Annotated in this window: 12 protein-coding genes; all 12 read right to left on the minus strand. The window is 62.7% G+C overall.

The genetic code is table 11. The features are described 5' to 3' along the window. Positions 1-2: 2 nt before the first annotated feature. Positions 3-539, minus strand: a complete 537-nt coding sequence (tssB, locus tag ACJ8J1_RS04540) for a type VI secretion system contractile sheath small subunit (RefSeq protein ID WP_015378282.1) — start codon at positions 537-539, stop codon at positions 3-5. 122 nt (positions 540-661) lie between these two features. Then, the gene (gene tssA / locus ACJ8J1_RS04545) at positions 662-1693 is read right to left on the minus strand and encodes a type VI secretion system protein TssA (RefSeq protein ID WP_033643554.1); all 1032 of its coding nucleotides are present in this window, start codon (positions 1691-1693) and stop codon (positions 662-664) included. Between the two features lie 23 nt (positions 1694-1716). Continuing rightward, a complete protein-coding gene (gene tagF, locus ACJ8J1_RS04550) occupies positions 1717-2436 on the minus strand; it encodes a type VI secretion system-associated protein TagF (RefSeq protein ID WP_033643553.1) in 720 nt (239 codons plus the stop codon). A gap of 18 nt (positions 2437-2454) precedes the next feature. Further along, positions 2455-6090 (minus strand): type VI secretion system membrane subunit TssM, encoded by a 3636-nt coding sequence (gene tssM / locus ACJ8J1_RS04555; protein ID WP_033643552.1) that lies wholly within the window; start codon positions 6088-6090, stop codon positions 2455-2457. Continuing rightward, entirely contained in the window at positions 6090-7292 is a 1203-nt protein-coding gene (locus tag ACJ8J1_RS04560) for a DotU family type VI secretion system protein (protein ID WP_049272050.1), read from the minus strand. The genes tssM and ACJ8J1_RS04560 overlap by 1 nt, the downstream gene beginning before the upstream one ends. A gap of 21 nt (positions 7293-7313) precedes the next feature. Further along, on the minus strand, positions 7314-8660 hold the full coding sequence (gene tssK / locus ACJ8J1_RS04565) for a type VI secretion system baseplate subunit TssK (RefSeq protein WP_033644304.1): 1347 nt from the start codon (positions 8658-8660) through the stop codon (positions 7314-7316). A 40-nt stretch (positions 8661-8700) separates the two neighbouring features. Next, positions 8701-9231 carry a type VI secretion system lipoprotein TssJ gene (gene tssJ, locus ACJ8J1_RS04570; RefSeq protein ID WP_033643551.1) on the minus strand — a complete coding sequence of 177 codons (531 nt, stop codon included), beginning with the start codon at positions 9229-9231 and terminating at the stop codon, positions 8701-8703. 29 nt (positions 9232-9260) lie between these two features. Continuing rightward, on the minus strand, positions 9261-9761 hold the full coding sequence (gene tagV, locus ACJ8J1_RS04575) for a type VI secretion system accessory protein TagV (RefSeq protein WP_033643550.1): 501 nt from the start codon (positions 9759-9761) through the stop codon (positions 9261-9263). 48 nt (positions 9762-9809) lie between these two features. Next, entirely contained in the window at positions 9810-10202 is a 393-nt protein-coding gene (locus ACJ8J1_RS04580) for a DUF4150 domain-containing protein (protein WP_033643549.1), read from the minus strand. Positions 10203-10219: 17 nt separating this feature from the next. Next, positions 10220-10855, minus strand: a complete 636-nt coding sequence (locus tag ACJ8J1_RS04585) for a DUF3540 domain-containing protein (protein WP_101452880.1) — start codon at positions 10853-10855, stop codon at positions 10220-10222. 30 nt (positions 10856-10885) lie between these two features. Next, entirely contained in the window at positions 10886-11953 is a 1068-nt protein-coding gene (locus ACJ8J1_RS04590) for a pentapeptide repeat-containing protein (RefSeq protein WP_033643547.1), read from the minus strand. After that, positions 11950-14496: a DUF2169 family type VI secretion system accessory protein gene (locus ACJ8J1_RS04595; RefSeq protein WP_033643546.1), complete on the minus strand. Its 2547-nt coding sequence runs from the start codon at positions 14494-14496 to the stop codon at positions 11950-11952. The genes ACJ8J1_RS04590 and ACJ8J1_RS04595 overlap by 4 nt, the downstream gene beginning before the upstream one ends. Positions 14497-14565 lie beyond the last annotated feature (69 nt).

The following is a 14565-nucleotide window of genomic DNA, read 5'->3' on the forward strand; positions in this document are numbered from 1 at the left end:
GATTAATCCTCACGCTCGTTGTTGTCATCGTTAACCGCCGGCTTCGGCGCGTCGGTCAGGGATTTCAGCAGCGCCGGGTTTTGCAGGATCTTGGAGATCAGCTCCTCGGCGCCGTTTTTACCGTCCATGTAGGACAGCAGGTTGGAAAGCTGGGTGCGGGCGTCCAGCAGATTGTCCAGCGCGTCGACCTTGCGGGCGATAGCGGCGGGGGAGAAGTCTTCCATGCTTTCGAAGGTCAGATCGATGTTCAGCTTGCCTTCGCCGGTCAGGGTATTGTCAACCTGATAAGCGACGCGCGGCTTCAGCGATTTCATGCGCTCGTCGAAGTTGTCGACGTCGATTTCCATGAACTTGCGCTCCTCCACGCTGGCTTGCGGATCGACCGCTTTCCCCACCAGATCCGCCATCACGCCCATCACGAACGGCAGCTGGATTTTGCGCTCTGCGCCATAAATTTCGACATCGTATTCAATCTGTACGCGCGGCGCGCGGTTGCGGGCGATGAATTTCTGCCCGCTGCGGGATTTCGAGTTTGACATGATTTACTCCATCTAATGGCGATTGGGAACGCGCCTCGTCCGGCTGGGAGAGTCAGGTTCTGATTCGGGTCTGCGCAGGGGCAGACGGTATCGGGTGTCGTCAAGAGAACAAAAGTCGGCGGCTAGCTGTTCTCCTCGTTGTCGGGGCGACCGAGAATGGTCTCCAGTTGGTTAAGCCCATCGGGCGCCAAATCGCGGACGATTTGCATAAAGTCCAGCGTAATCAGTCGCTGTACCCGATCGATCATCAGCGGCGCCGGGTGGCTTGGCTCATGAAGACGAAAATAGTTTTTCACCTTGTCCAGCATCAGCTGGGCGTCATCGCGCGACTGGATCTGCGCGCTGCGCCAGTTGAGTGGGGCAGAGGCGCTCTGCACGGCGGCCGGTGGCTGCTCAGCGGCGGTTTCCTGTGTGGCGTCCGCTTCGGTGGCGGCCGGGGCCTCGCTCTGGCCGGCAAGCGCCACCAGCGAAAAGACCTTGGTCAGCGCGCTCATTTCCGGCAGCGCGCTTTCACCCAGATGGCGGGTGACTTCGCTGCGAATGGCGGCCAGGGTGTTGGCGATATGCATCACCAGCGCGCCTTCGGGGCGATCCTGTTGCGCCAGCTCATCCTGCAGCCGTGCGCGGCCGCCGGGAAAGTTGGGGCACTCTTGCTTGCTGCCGTCGAGCAGGGCGCCGGCATCGCGCAGCGAGATTTCACCGGCGGCGCTTTTCAGCAGCGGCGCGGCGCGCACGCTGGCGGCCAGCGCGGCCTTGTCGCCAAGGTCGGCCAGCGCGTTGATGCGGAACAGCGGGTCGGCCTCACCGTCGAACTCCAGCGGCGGCTGCAGGGCATCCCAGTAGCGGAGTATCGCCTGGTGGATCAGCGTCAGCCCGTCGGCATAGCCCGGCAATCCGCGCAGCTGGGTCCAGGCGCGGGTGAGATACAGCATGACGCGCAGGTCTTTGGTGCGCGCCAGCAGCGAGCTTGCGAGACGCTCGACCTGCACCCAATCCGGCGCCTCTTCCGGAATGATGGTGCTGCCGAATTGCTGTTCGGCTTTGCCGGTGGCGGCACGCGCCATGGCCAGAAAGTCGGCGTCGTATTCCAGGTTGTCGCCGCAGGGCGTATCCGCGTCAACCGGGGCCAGCAGGGTATCGGTGTCGATAGCCATAAGATTTCCTTCAACGAGCGATGTTAATCAAACATTTGCGGGTACTGGCCGCCGCGGCCTGGGCGCGCCCAGCCGTTGGGTTCGAACAGCAATGAAAACAGCTGCACGGTGAGGTTGCCGCTGTGCACGTGGGTGTAGAGCGGGTGCCCGTCGGCCTGATTGGTCCACCAAAAGCTGGTGTACTGCGCCGGATCGAAACAGTCGGCGGCCTGCTGCCAGCCGAGGCCCGGTACGTCCGGATGCTGGAAACCGATAATCGACAAGATCTCGGAGTCCGCTTCCGCCGGCGGGCTGGGCAGCGCCGGGATCGCCTGCAGCGTGCGGTCGATCTGTTCGGCGGAGAAGCCGTTGCGCACGCCGTTCAGCAGGGTATGGCCGAGCTGTTGGTACCAGCTCGCCGCCATGTTCAGCTGTTGCGGGCGCCAATCCTGTTGGCTGAACAGGCGCAGCGCGCAGATGGGGTAACGCCGCCCGACGCGGTCGCGCGCCGGCAACAGGCAGCCCATCTGCACGTACTGGCTGCCGAGCGTGGCGGGGATCACGAAGTTCCACACCGGCGCGTTGCTGAACGGGTGATCGTTTGGCCCCTGTGCATCGCGCTGCAAATTTACCAGCCCGTTATGGAACCAGTGGGCCCAGTTGTTGACCACCGGGTCAGGCAAACGGCGTTGCAGGAAGTCACCGGCGGAAGGAAGTTTGCCGTACCAGCCGATGCTCGTCGGGGCGCTTGAATCAGTGCTCATGGTCATGTCCTTTCGGGGCTACGGGCACGAGAAGGCCGGCAGTTGGAACGGATTGCGAATGCTGTTGGGCGTGAACTCCAGCGTGACGCGGTGGCCGTCGAGATTGAACGTCGCCTGACGGCCGAGGCCGCCGGTGCCCGAAGACTGCGCCATATCCACCAGGCGGTTCAGCGCCCACGGCCCGCTGGTCACCAGACTGGCGGTGGTGCCGTTGGCCAGCGCCAGCTGCAGATGCACCTGGTTGGTATTGCGGGTGCCCGGCCAGCTGACCACCAGCGGCACCTGCGGGCCGTGGCTGTATTTGAACAGCTGCCCGTCGATATCCAGCGTCAGGTTGAGGATGTCGTTATCCATCCGCACCGGCCGCACGGTCACGCGGTAAGAGGGCGTCGCCGTGCCGTTGGCGAAAAAGGCGTCGCGGATGCGCTGCGCCTGCTGGAACGACCGCAGGATGCCTTCGCCGCCGGGCAGCGTCTTGCCGTCCACGCCGGGCGTGAAACGCCAGTTGGCGCGGGTGGTATCGACCTTGCCCTGCAGGTTGTCGCGGAAGAAGCTGTCCATCAGCCCGCTGTTCGGCGCGAACATGCGCGCCAAATCGTCCGGCGTCACTTCCTGGCGCGCCCGGGCCACCAACGGATAACGCCCGGCGATCGCCTGGCGGCAGAAGCTGCCGACCTCGAAGCTGATGCGCTTTTTCACGTTCTCCATCTCTTTGCGCTGGGTGTCGCTGCTGGCGCCGATCGCCAGCGACAGCAGCATCTGTTTGAACGGCACCGGCAAGCGGCCGGATTCGGCCTGCAGGCGCGGGATGATGTCGCTCGGCGGCGCCGACATGCCGCTGTTGGCCGCGCCTTGCACCGCCGTCAGGTAGCTGTACAGCTCATCGACCTGTTTCAGCACGCTGTCAAAAGGGATCGCCTTATTGCCTTCGCCCTGGCTTTGCGCCAGCTCAAGCAGCGGCGCGAAGTGCGCCATCACCAGCTGTTCCGGCTGGGCCGACACGTCGCCGTCGGCGTTGGCCGGCCGGTTGGTGAACAGCGCCTCCAGCGTGCGGTTGGCGTTTTGATTCAGTTTGTCTTCGGTTTTGGCCAGCAGCGAGCGGGAATCGGCGTCGCTTTTCTCGTCGCGCAGGGTGACGTTTTTGCTGACGTTAACCAGCAGATTGCGCATCGGCGACGGATTGCCGGACAGCAGGCGCGCGCTGCTGATGCGCTGGGTCAGGTTGCCGATGTTGGCCAGTTGGATATCGCCCAGCAGCTCATCCCAGGCGCTGATAAAGTCCTGCATGTACAGTTGGCGGATGGTCTTGGTCAGATCGGCGCTTTTCTGCTCCGGCGTCTGGCTGTTCAACACCCAGACGTCTTCCTTGCGCAGGGTATCGGTCACCGGATCGATGTTGTCGTTGAACGCTTTCCAATACCCCTGCGAGGTGAACAGGCCCGGCACGCCGTCGGTCACCGGTTTGCCGCTTTTGCGGCTGAATGCCAGTTCGGTCTGCGGACCGGCCAAATCGACCAGGCTGACCGGCTTGATGTCGGTCTGTTTCAGCAGCAGACGCTTAAGGCGGCCGTAGACGCGTTGCGACAGCGGCGCCCGATTGAGCGCGGCCTGCGCCTGTGCCACCAACGGCTCGTCTTTGGCGTAAGGCGAGGCCTGGATCTGCGTATCCAGCAGTTGGCTCAGGTGCCATTCGATCTGCTGCAGCTGTTTTTGGGTGCTGCCCTGCGGCAGGTTGCGCTGCAGGTTGAGCATCACCCAGGCGCGCAGGAATTTGCCGTCGTACTGCTTCGGCAGATACAGCATCTGGTAGGCCTTCAGCGCTTCATAGCTGAAGTCCGCGTCGCCGTGGTTATCGTTGCGCAGCGTGGCGGCGATCTGTTGCGCCACCTGCGGCAGCAGCAGTTCTTTCAACGCTTTTTGGTACAGGGCATTGCCGGCGTCGCCGACCTGATCGCCGCGGAACAATCCCATGCGATAGGTGAACGGCGGATCGTCCAGCGAAAAGTTCTGGCTGTCCGGCAGATGCAGCAGGCTGTTGAGGAACGGCAGCAGCGAGAACATATCGCCGTTGCCCAACTGGGTCAGGCTTTGCCCCTGGCGCTCGACGCCGGGCACCTTGGCGGCCACTTCCGCCAGATAGGCCTTGTTGTTGCCGTAGCTGGTGAACCACAACATCGCCAGCACCGCCAGGATCACCGCCAGCGCGATGTACCCCGCCCAGTGCAGGGCGCGGTTGCGGTATTCCCACCAGCGGTTGCTGCCCGCCAGCCCGGACTCCTGGAAGACCACCGATTCCAGCGTCTCTTTCAGGAAGAAGCTCTGGCCTTTGGCTGCCGGGATCGGCGTTTCCTGGCCCACGCTGTCCCAGGCCGCGTTGGCCTGTGCCCCTGAGTTGGCCGGCGGCAGCTGCAGGTAGCGGTTCAGTTCGCCCATCACCCGGTCAAACGGCAGACCTTCCTGAGTGCCGCTGGTGAAGTAGATGCCGCGCGGGGTAAAGCGGGTTTCAAAACTGGAGGTGGCGAACACCTGTTCCAGATATTGGCCGAGCAGCGGGCGCAGCGCGGCGAATTCCTGCGGGAACAGGTAGCTTTCGGCGCGTTGGCGCGCGTCGTGCTCCATCAGCAGCGTATCCGGCAGCGCCGCATCCAGCCGTTGTTGCAGCAGGGCGTATTGTTGTTCGAAGGCGGCGTTCAGGTTGAAGTCCGGCTGCCGCGAGCGCTCGTAAGGGAAGGTGAATCCCCAGATCTGGTCGCGCTGCGCTTTGTCGAAGCTGCCGAAATAGGCCATAAAGCCGTTGAGCAGGTCGGTTTTGGTCACCAGCACATAGACCGGGAAGTGAATGCCCAGCTGTTCGTGCAGTTCTATCAGGCGTTTGCGCAGCGCGCTGGCCTGCGCGGCGCGCGCTTCCGCGCTGTCGCTCAGCAGATCGGCGACGCTGATGGTGACCATCACGCCGTTGATCGGCTGGCGGGTGCGATATTTTTTCAGCAGCGCGACGAAGCTTTGCCATTCGCCGGCGTCTTCTTCGCGCTGGCTTTCCTGGGTGGTGTAGCGGCCGGCGGTGTCGAGCAGCACGGCGTCGTTGGTAAACCACCAGTCGCAGTTGCGGGTGCCGCCCACGCCGCGCAGCGCGGACTTGCCGAAGCGATCCGCCAGCGGAAAATGCAGGCCGGAGTTGACCAGCGCGGTAGTTTTACCGGCGCCGGGCGCGCCGATGATCACATACCACGGCAGCTGATACAGATATTGGCGGCTGAAGCGGGTCATCCAGCGATGTTTGCCGTCGCCCTGGCCCGGGGCGAAGCGCGCCTTTTTCAACAGCTGCGCCGCTTCGTCGAAACGCTGGGCCAGCGGATCGTCTGGTTTGATCTCGGGCTTGCCGTCTTCCGCCGGCACCGCTTCGGCGGCGCGCAGGTTGCTCAGCAGGCGGCTGTTGAACCAGGCGCTGTAGAGGCGCGGGATCAGGCGGCACAGGAACCAAATCAGGTAGATAGCGCCGATGGCGATCTGGCGGTTGAGTTCCGGCTCCAGCGGGCGATAGTCACCGATGGCGACCAGCGGGCCGATCGTCCAGATGATGAACGCCAGCGCGGTGATGCCGACAAAGCCCCACAGCAGGCGGCTGGTGATGATGGAGAATAACGTACTGAGCATTACTTTCCGGTTCCTTGCGGCAAGCCGTTGATTTCCGCCTGGGTGTTTTCCGGGGCGACCAACAGCGTAATTTCTACCCGGCGGTTCAACGCGCGGTTCACTTTGTTATCGTTCGGCGCGACGGGGTTGCTCTCGCCGCGCCCCTCGGCCTTGACCCGCTGCGGGTTGGCGAGGTGTTTTTGCAAGCGGGCGCTGACCGCTTCGGCGCGCGCCAGCGACAGCTCCCAGTTGGAGGCGAAGCGGGCGCTGCGGATTGGCACGTTGTCGCTGTAGCCGGTGACCAGGATTTTGCCGCTGACGCCGTTCATGGCGGCGGCGATGCGATCGATGACCGGGATATAGTTGGCGCGCACCGTGGTGGCGGCGGAGTCGAACAGCCCGTCGCCTTTGAGGATCACCACGCTTTGCTGCGCTTCGTCGCGCACCACCACCAATCCTTCGGCGATCTCTTTGCGCAGGAAACTTTTCAGGCTCAGCGTCGGCGGCGCGGCCGGCGCCGGATTACCGATCGCCACCTGCGGCAGGTTGGTTTGGTAAATCGCCGCCAACACCGGGCTGGTGTTGTCGCCCAGCCGCCAGTTGAGGGCGATAAACAGCAGCGAAGCCAGGAAGCCGGTCAGCGCCACGCAGGCCCACAGCGGCACCAGCGGACGCCACAGTTTCTGTTGTACCGGCAGATCCAACGCATGAGGCGACAGGGGCGGGGCGTAGCCGCCGCGCACCGACCGAATCAGCTGCAGCAGGCGCTGCTTCATGGTTTCCAACTGCGAGCGGCCGTTTTCCATCACCCGGTAGCGGCCTTCAAAGCCCAGCAGCAGGCAATAATTGATCAGCTCCAGCAGATTGATGTGCTCGCGCGGGCTCTGCGACAGCTTGGCCAGCAGCTGGAAGAACTTCTCGCCGCCCCAGGTTTCGTTATGGAAGGTCACCAGCAGCCCGCTGCCGGACCACACGCTGTTGCTGCCCCACGGGGTCAGCGCCGCCGCTTCATCCAGCGCGGTGCACAGACAATAACGCGCGCCGATGATCACTTCGTATGGCAGGTTGGCGCGTTGGCCGCGGATCTCGAAGCGGCGCATTTCGTCGATCAGCTGTTGGCGCAGCTGCGCCGGGTTGGCGTGCGTGGCCGATTGGCGGATCTGCGAAATGGCGTTCAGCAGCGGGTTGGCGGCGTCCACCAGCGGGTTGGCCGCCGGCGCCATGCTATTTTCCTGAGTCATAGGTTACCGGTCCGTATGGCTGCGAATCGCCCAAAATTCCATGTCCAGCCCCGGGAATTCGCCGGCCAGGTGCAGGGCGAAGGCGCTGGATTTTTCCATCTGTTTCCACAGGTCGCCGCCTTTTTCCAGCTCGAAATAGGTGTAGCCGGCGTGATAAGGGATCTGGCGCGGCGCGACGGGCATGGTGCGCAGACCGATGCCCGGCAGCTGCAGCTGCACCAGATCGCGGATGCGCGTGACCGGGGCGATCTTCATCTGCGCCGGGAAGTGGGTCAGCAACACCTCGGCGGCCACGTCGGCGCGCACCGCCAGCACGAAGCCGAAGTCGCGCATCATTTTGGCGTCTTGCACGGTGGCGACGTTCAGGCCGTGGGAGCGCTCGACCAGCGTCAGCTGAATGGCGTTGTCCTCCAGCACCACCGACAGGCCCTGACGCAGCAACAGCATCAGCTTGCCGAAGCACAGCGCCAGGTTGTCGTGGTCATACACCGGCAGGCGGCCTTCCGGGGTGCGCTGCGCCGAGAAGCTGGCGAGTTCGGTGGCGAACTGCAGCCAATCGGCGAACAGGCGCTCCGGGTGCAGATGGTCGAGGTGGTAGGCATGGCTCACCTGACCGAGATGGCGGTTGATCAGCTGCAGCAGCATGAAATCGACCATTTCGGAACTGCCGCCGCGGCCCGGTTGCAGCAGGCGTTGACTCATCTGCTGGCTGCGCTGTTGCAGCAGCCCCTGCAGATCGTTGATGAAGGTCTTCAGTACCGGGTTTCCCTGACAGTTCAGCATCGGCGGGATTTGCGCCGTATCGAGACGCAGGCTGTTGTCGCCGCGCTTTTCCAGCACGCGGGTGACGCCGAGCGCCGTCCATTCGGCGTTCAGCTCGCTCTCCAGCATCAGCCGCAGGCGCAGGCGACCGAATTGCAAGGCCGCGCTGCCCACCGAGACGGCGTTGAGATCGTCGACTTCGGTCTCGTAAGCCAGATAGCGCGCCAGCGCTTCCGGGCTTTCCTGAAAGATCACGTCTTCACGCCCCGCGCGATAGGTCGGCAGAGCCAGCACCACGTTTTCACCGGTCTTGTTGTCGGCGATGGCCAGCGGCGCGGGCGCCTGCTGGGCGCCGGAGAAGCGAAACGGCGTGCCGTCGGGCATGATGCCGCTGGCGGCGTTGAGCGCAATCTTGCCCTGGCGCAGCAGCGTTTGGTCCAGATCCAGGGTGAGAAATCCCCAGAAACAGCCGCTGTGGGCCTGGCCCCAGTTGCGCATATAGCCTTCGAGATAGTTTTCCGCCTGCTGGAAATGGTGAGGGCGCAAAAACATCCCCTCAGTCCAGACAACCTTATGAGCATCTTTCATCATCACACCTATAGTTACTTCGCTTCAGCGCAGCGGTAGGTCAGTCGACCTTTTTTACGGGGCGCAGGCCACTCACGCCCGCGACGATATGCGCTTCCAGCTCATCCGGCGAGAATTGCCATACCTTGTAGAAATTGGTTTCGGTGGGTTCCGGCAGCGGCAGTGAAATGCGCCAGGTCTTGCCGTCCAGATTTTGATATTCGGCGATCACGCCGATGTAACGTGCGTCCAATGTGCTTTGCCCACCGAGCTTTTTGCCGGTCTGGCCCGGCGTCAGGAAGAACTGATCGCTGTCCAGCAGGCTGTTGCCGAGCACGCTTTTGGCGTCGTTTTGCAGACTGAAAAAGTCGGCTTCCATGAATTCCGCATCCGAGCGCAGCAGCAGCACGCGAATTTTGATCGGCGCCGGTTGCGCGCCGGCGGCGGCGTTGACCTGGCGGTCAGCGTCGAAGACCAGGCTGTAACGCGCCGGCACGCTTTTCGCGGAAGACATGCAGCCGCCGAGCGCCAGCGCGCCCAGCAGCAGAAACAGCATCCCGCACCAGCGGGAAGCGATAGGGGTCGTCGTCATGGGAATCTCGTCGCCCGCAGGCGTGCTGACTACTGGAGGATCCAGGTGGCTGAGCCGGCGTTTTTGCACGCCTTGCTGTCGCCGCCGACTTTAACGCAGTCCTGCTTGGCGGCGCGCGCGCGGCGCGGCAGATCTTTGCGCAGCGTCGCTTTGTAGCGCGCTTCCGGCACGCCGGCGTTGGCCTGGATATACCCCACCAGATCGCCGCCGCGGATGGCGGAGATCGCCAGCCAGTTGTTTTCCACTTCGCCCAGCGCGTAGAACGCGGCGGCGTTGTCCAGGCTGCCGACGGCGGTGCCGGTATAATTCGGGCTGCTCATGATGCTGGCGGCGTACAGGCTGCGGTACTCCTCACCGATCGGTTTGAACTGTTTCGGCGCGCTCACCGCGGCGCGGTGCTTTAACGTGACGCCGTTGACTTCACTGCTGACGATGGCGTCGTTATTGAGCGCCGGCGGCGGTGGCGGTGGGGTGGAGCAACCGGCAAGCGTCAGGGCGGTCAACAGCGTCAGGGTAATCCGTGTTTTCACAATGTCCTCTTTTTCTTGATTGAATGGCTGTGTAATAAGGCGCCGTCATCAGGGCGCAAGCAGCAACACTTTTAATTGGCTCGGCACGATGCGCATGCCGAGCGCGTTGGTGGAATTCTGCAGGCTGAGGCTGGTCAGCCGGGTGGCCGGGGTGCCTTTGAGCAGCACGGTAAAAGCGCCGGTCAGGTGGCGGGACGGCCCCATCACCGTGCCGGAAGCGACGCCGGTGGCCACGCCGGGGTTGTCGCCGTTGGTCAGGGGCGTCACCGTCGCCATGTTGTGCGCCGGGGTGCCGACGAACAGAATGTTGAACGCGTTCGGGATGGCGGTCGGCGCCAGGGCGATATCCGGGTAGGGAATGGGCACCGGCGCCGGGCTTGGCGTCAGACAGACGTCGGGAAACGCCAGGTCCACGCCGATCATTTGGCTGTTGGCAAACATAAAAGGTCTCCGCAAGGTTATCCGACGTGGATCTGTTCCGAATCGAGCTTGGTGATGTCTTTCGAGGTAATCAGCGTGTTGCGAGCATGAATGCGGGCGTAATCTTCCGCCTGATAATCCAGCTGCCCGACGCGCACGTGCTCGGTCTGGCGCACTTTGCGAAACAGCGAGTGGCTGATCTGGCTGACCGAATGCCACAGTGACTCGCAGCGTTTGCCGACCAGGCGGCTGATGCTGACGAAAGCCGAGAGCTCTTCGCCGCTGTATTTCATCTTGTCGACGTGGCAGTCGCCGCTGTTCGCTTGCAGGGTCATGGCGTCGCCGCTCAGGTTCAGCGCCTGCGCGCCGTGCAGCGACAGCGAGCCGTGCAGCGTTTCAATGTGCAGATCGCCTTCGACGCTCAGCCGCGCCGCGTTTTGCGGTTCCGCGCGCTCGAGGACGGCGATCGCCCACAGCTGGTGGCCGCAACCGGCGACCAGCACGCTATCGCCGAGGGCCGGCGTCAGCAGGCAGCTGGCCGCACGGCGGCAATGCCAGCCGCGGCCTTCACATTCCACCACCAGGCTGCCGTCCGGCAACAGGTTGACGACCTGGCCGGCGGCCTGTTGGGGCGGCGCGATGTTGACGGCGCGAGTAGTGTTGACAACGCTCATGGTGATCCCCTCGTGAAGTGGTCAATACGTTCAAATGCGGCTCTGGCGCTGTGCGCTCCAGATTTCGGCGGCGTACAGCTCTTCGTCGCGCTCGAGAATGCCGCTGCGGTCGCCCCAGCGCGTTTGCTGCTGGTGGGCGCGGTGCATGCGGGTGCGCATGAAGCGCGCACGCCGGAAATCGGCGGCGCCGATGTCGGCATAACAAAAATCGGCGTAGGTCAGGTCGCTGTCGCTGAAATCACAGCGCGCCGCGCGGCTGTGCTGGAACACGCCCTGATACAGACGCGCCTGGTTGAAGTTGGCGGCGTCCAGCGTCGCTTCGCTGAAAATCGCCTGATCGAACTGCCCGCTGCGGCACTGCGCCTGAGTCAGGTTGGCCTCCAGCCACAGCGACTGCTGCGCCTGCACGCCCGTCAGGTTGGCGCGCCGCAGCGAAGCGCCCTTGAAGTTGCTTTGGCGCAGCGTCGCCTGGCTGAAGTCGACGTCGTCCAATTGGTTATCGGTAAACTGGCAGGCGATCAGGCGCTGCCCGGCGTAACTTTTGCCCCGGTGGTCGCATTCGAAAAACGTGACGCGGTCGAAATCTGCCCCTGCAAATTCTGTGTTACAGAGGGTTAAGCGAAAAAACGTGACAAGCGAAAGTCGGGCATGCTCCAACGTGGCGCCGTCGAGCGGGCTTTCGTAAAACGTGGTGCGATCGTGCTGAGTGGCGGAAAAGTTCGCGCCGGCCAATTGGCATGACATCCAGTGGCTTTGGGTGAGCGGCAGACGGCTGAAATCACCCTGTTCAAGCCGGCATTCGTTGAACATCGTCAGCTCGATATGACTCTCACTGAAGCGGCTGGCGGACATGGCGCACTGATTGAAGGCCGTTTGCTTGAGGTTCGCCCGAGTAAACAGAGCGTGCTCGAGCCGGCAATCGCTGAATACGCTGTCGCGCAGATCGCAATCGGAGAAGTCCACGCCGTTCAGGTTCAGAGCGTTGAACATTGCGCCGGCCAAATCCATACCCGCGAATGACAGGCCGTGCAAATCCTCACCGGAAATCGGTTCGCCGCGTTTCACACGCTGGCGTATCTGCTCTGGCGTTGAGGTCATACTTCTTTCCCGTTGTGGCGAGGCAATGTTTTCACTCTGGCGGTATAGGCATCGTCGAGCCGGGTCGCCTTGTCCACTTTCGACTGCGACAAATCGGCCCGGAACAGATTGGCGCCCTGCAGGTCGGCGCCTGACAGCACGCACTTTTGCAGGATCGCCGCAATAAAGTTGGCGTCGCGCAGGTTGGCGCGCGTCAGATCGCTGCGAATGAACAGGCTGCCGCTGCCGTTGGCCTGATTGAAGTCGGCCTCGTTCAGCCGCGTTTCCGACAGATCGCAATTGTTGAGGCGCGCGCGGCTGAAACTTGCCCGCTGCAACGGCATCTGACGCAAGTTGCACTGGTTCAGCGTCGCGTCGCTGAAATCCGCCTGGGGCAACAGCGTCTTTGCCGCAAAGGCGCAGGCCGTCAGGCGCGCGGCGCGGAAGCTGAGGTTTTGCGTTTCGGTATCAACCCAGGCGCAGCTTTCCAGCCGTGCCTGCTCGAATTTCACCGCCAGCAGCCGGCATTTGATGAAGCTGACTTTGTCGAGCCGGGCGTGACTGAATGTCAGTTGCTCCAGCTGCAGCTCCATCAGCGTAATGTTGGCCAACGTGGCGCGGCTGAAATCACACTGTCCGAGCAAGGTTTCGTACCCCAGCAAATCGCGTAAGGACGCCATCGTGAAGTCGCAGCGTTGAAACAACGTTTGTTGAATGTTGGTTTCATGCAGCTGCGCGCCGCCGAAATCCGTCGCTTCGCATTTCGCCAGGGCCAAAGAGGCGTGGCTCAGATCCGCCTGCTGCAAGACGGCACCGCAGAGATCGGCGCGTGCCAGCATTGCCTCGCGAAGGTCACAGCCCACCAACCGGGCTTGGCGCAGATTGGCGTTTTCCAGCAACGTGCCGCGCAAGGTGGCATGGCTGAGGTCCATGCCGGACAGATCGGCGCCGGTGAGGTCCAGGCCGCTGAGATCTTTATCGCGCTGCATGGCCGCGGTGACGCGTTGGCGAATGATCTGCGCCAGATCGCCGCTTAAACGCAGCGCCGGGCTTTGCGCCTGTGCCGACATTAAATACATTTGGTGCAGCGCGCGCTCGCTTTCCCCCAACTGCTTGTCGCTAAACGCGTCGGGGCGTTGACGCGCCTGTTGAAACAGCTGGTCGCGCTGCTGTTGGTAGCTTTCCGCGCCGGAAAGGTCGGCGGGGCCAGGGCCGTCAATATCAATGCCGTTTGCCTGCGCGTCATCGCGGATTTCACGGTAATGCGCTTCAGCGCGCTGTTCCATGCCCTCGACAAACTCGGCCAGCTGATCCAAAGCGGGCATCGGTTCAGCTGGCGGTGCGGCAAACATGTCGTCGATGTCTCGGCCTTCGCGCTGCAGACGTTGGCGGTGTTGTTCGCGTTGGTGATGCTCGTAGGCGGCGATGTTTTCCACCATCGGGCTTTGCTGCGTCGGCGTTTCCGTATCGAGCCAGGGGCCAATACAGCACTCCGGCAGCAAATCTTTTTCACGAAAAGCGTGCAGAGCGCCATGCTCTTTATCAAGCCGCCGATCGAGCACCTGCCGATAATGCGCGACGGTGCGGCTTTTACCCTCAATTTCCAGCGCCGGCATGAGCTGCATGACGTCTGCGGCATCGTCTTCATTGATGGGAAGGCTGCCCTGGTAGATCAACAGCATTTGTTCGCGATGGGGAAAGAACCACACGGTGGTGTGGCGCATCGCGACTTCCCCGAAATGCGCTTCGCCGCCGCGCAGCCGGTTAATGAAGCAGCGTGCGCGCCACGGCGGCAAACGGCCTTGCTGAACCGGCTCTGAAGGGTGCATGTTCCATATCCGGTAGGCAGCCTGAAGCGGCAAGCTGTCGCGTTGGGGAAACTGCTGATCGCTTTCCGCCATGTTGAACAGGCGCCAGTCGATATCGTTGGCGAAGCCGGGAAAACCGTGTTTCAACCAGTCGGCGTCGTAGTTTTTACCGATGCGTGAGAAGCGGCGCGGCCAGGTGATCTCCAACGCGTCAAAGCTTGCCGGCTGCGCGCTTTGCCGAGGAGACGCGAGGCGCTCCTGCAGCGGTTCAACATTGGGTAGGCGATGAATGCGGCCCTGCGGAAATGTTTCTGGAGTGGCGCCGATGCCGTGCGGATTATCGGCGAACTGAGCCCCGCCGTAAGCCCGGCGCCAGTCCAGACGCATTTCTGCAAAAGGGAGAGGAGAGGAGGGGCGATCGTTGATCCAATGACGATCGCCGAAAACCACCAGCGTTTTCTCCAGCGAATCAAGCTGGATCTTCACGGCGCAGGCGGTTTTGTCTTGTTGATGGTGGGTGTAGGCGTTGCCGGTGGCGAGAAACTCCGCACAGGCTTTCGGAATAGCCAAATCGAGCACGCCGCCGCTCAGCGTAAGTTCGTCGGCGGCCAACTGCCACAGCTCCGGTTCGGGGCGCAGGCGCGGGGAAGCCCCCATGTCGGCCAAGGCCAAAATGGAAACGCCCAGATGATTTTGCCCTTGCCAAGAGAAGGGGCGATGAAGCGCGCTGAGGCGCAGAGGTTTTACGACTTTCATTGTGTGTGTAAAGCTTCCTGTGGATATCAGCCGGCAGCCAGGCTGCTTGCTCAAAAACAATCCGTTTTT

This window comes from Serratia sp. CY37869 (assembly GCF_052168895.1).
GTDB classification, from domain to species: domain Bacteria; phylum Pseudomonadota; class Gammaproteobacteria; order Enterobacterales; family Enterobacteriaceae; genus Serratia; species Serratia ureilytica.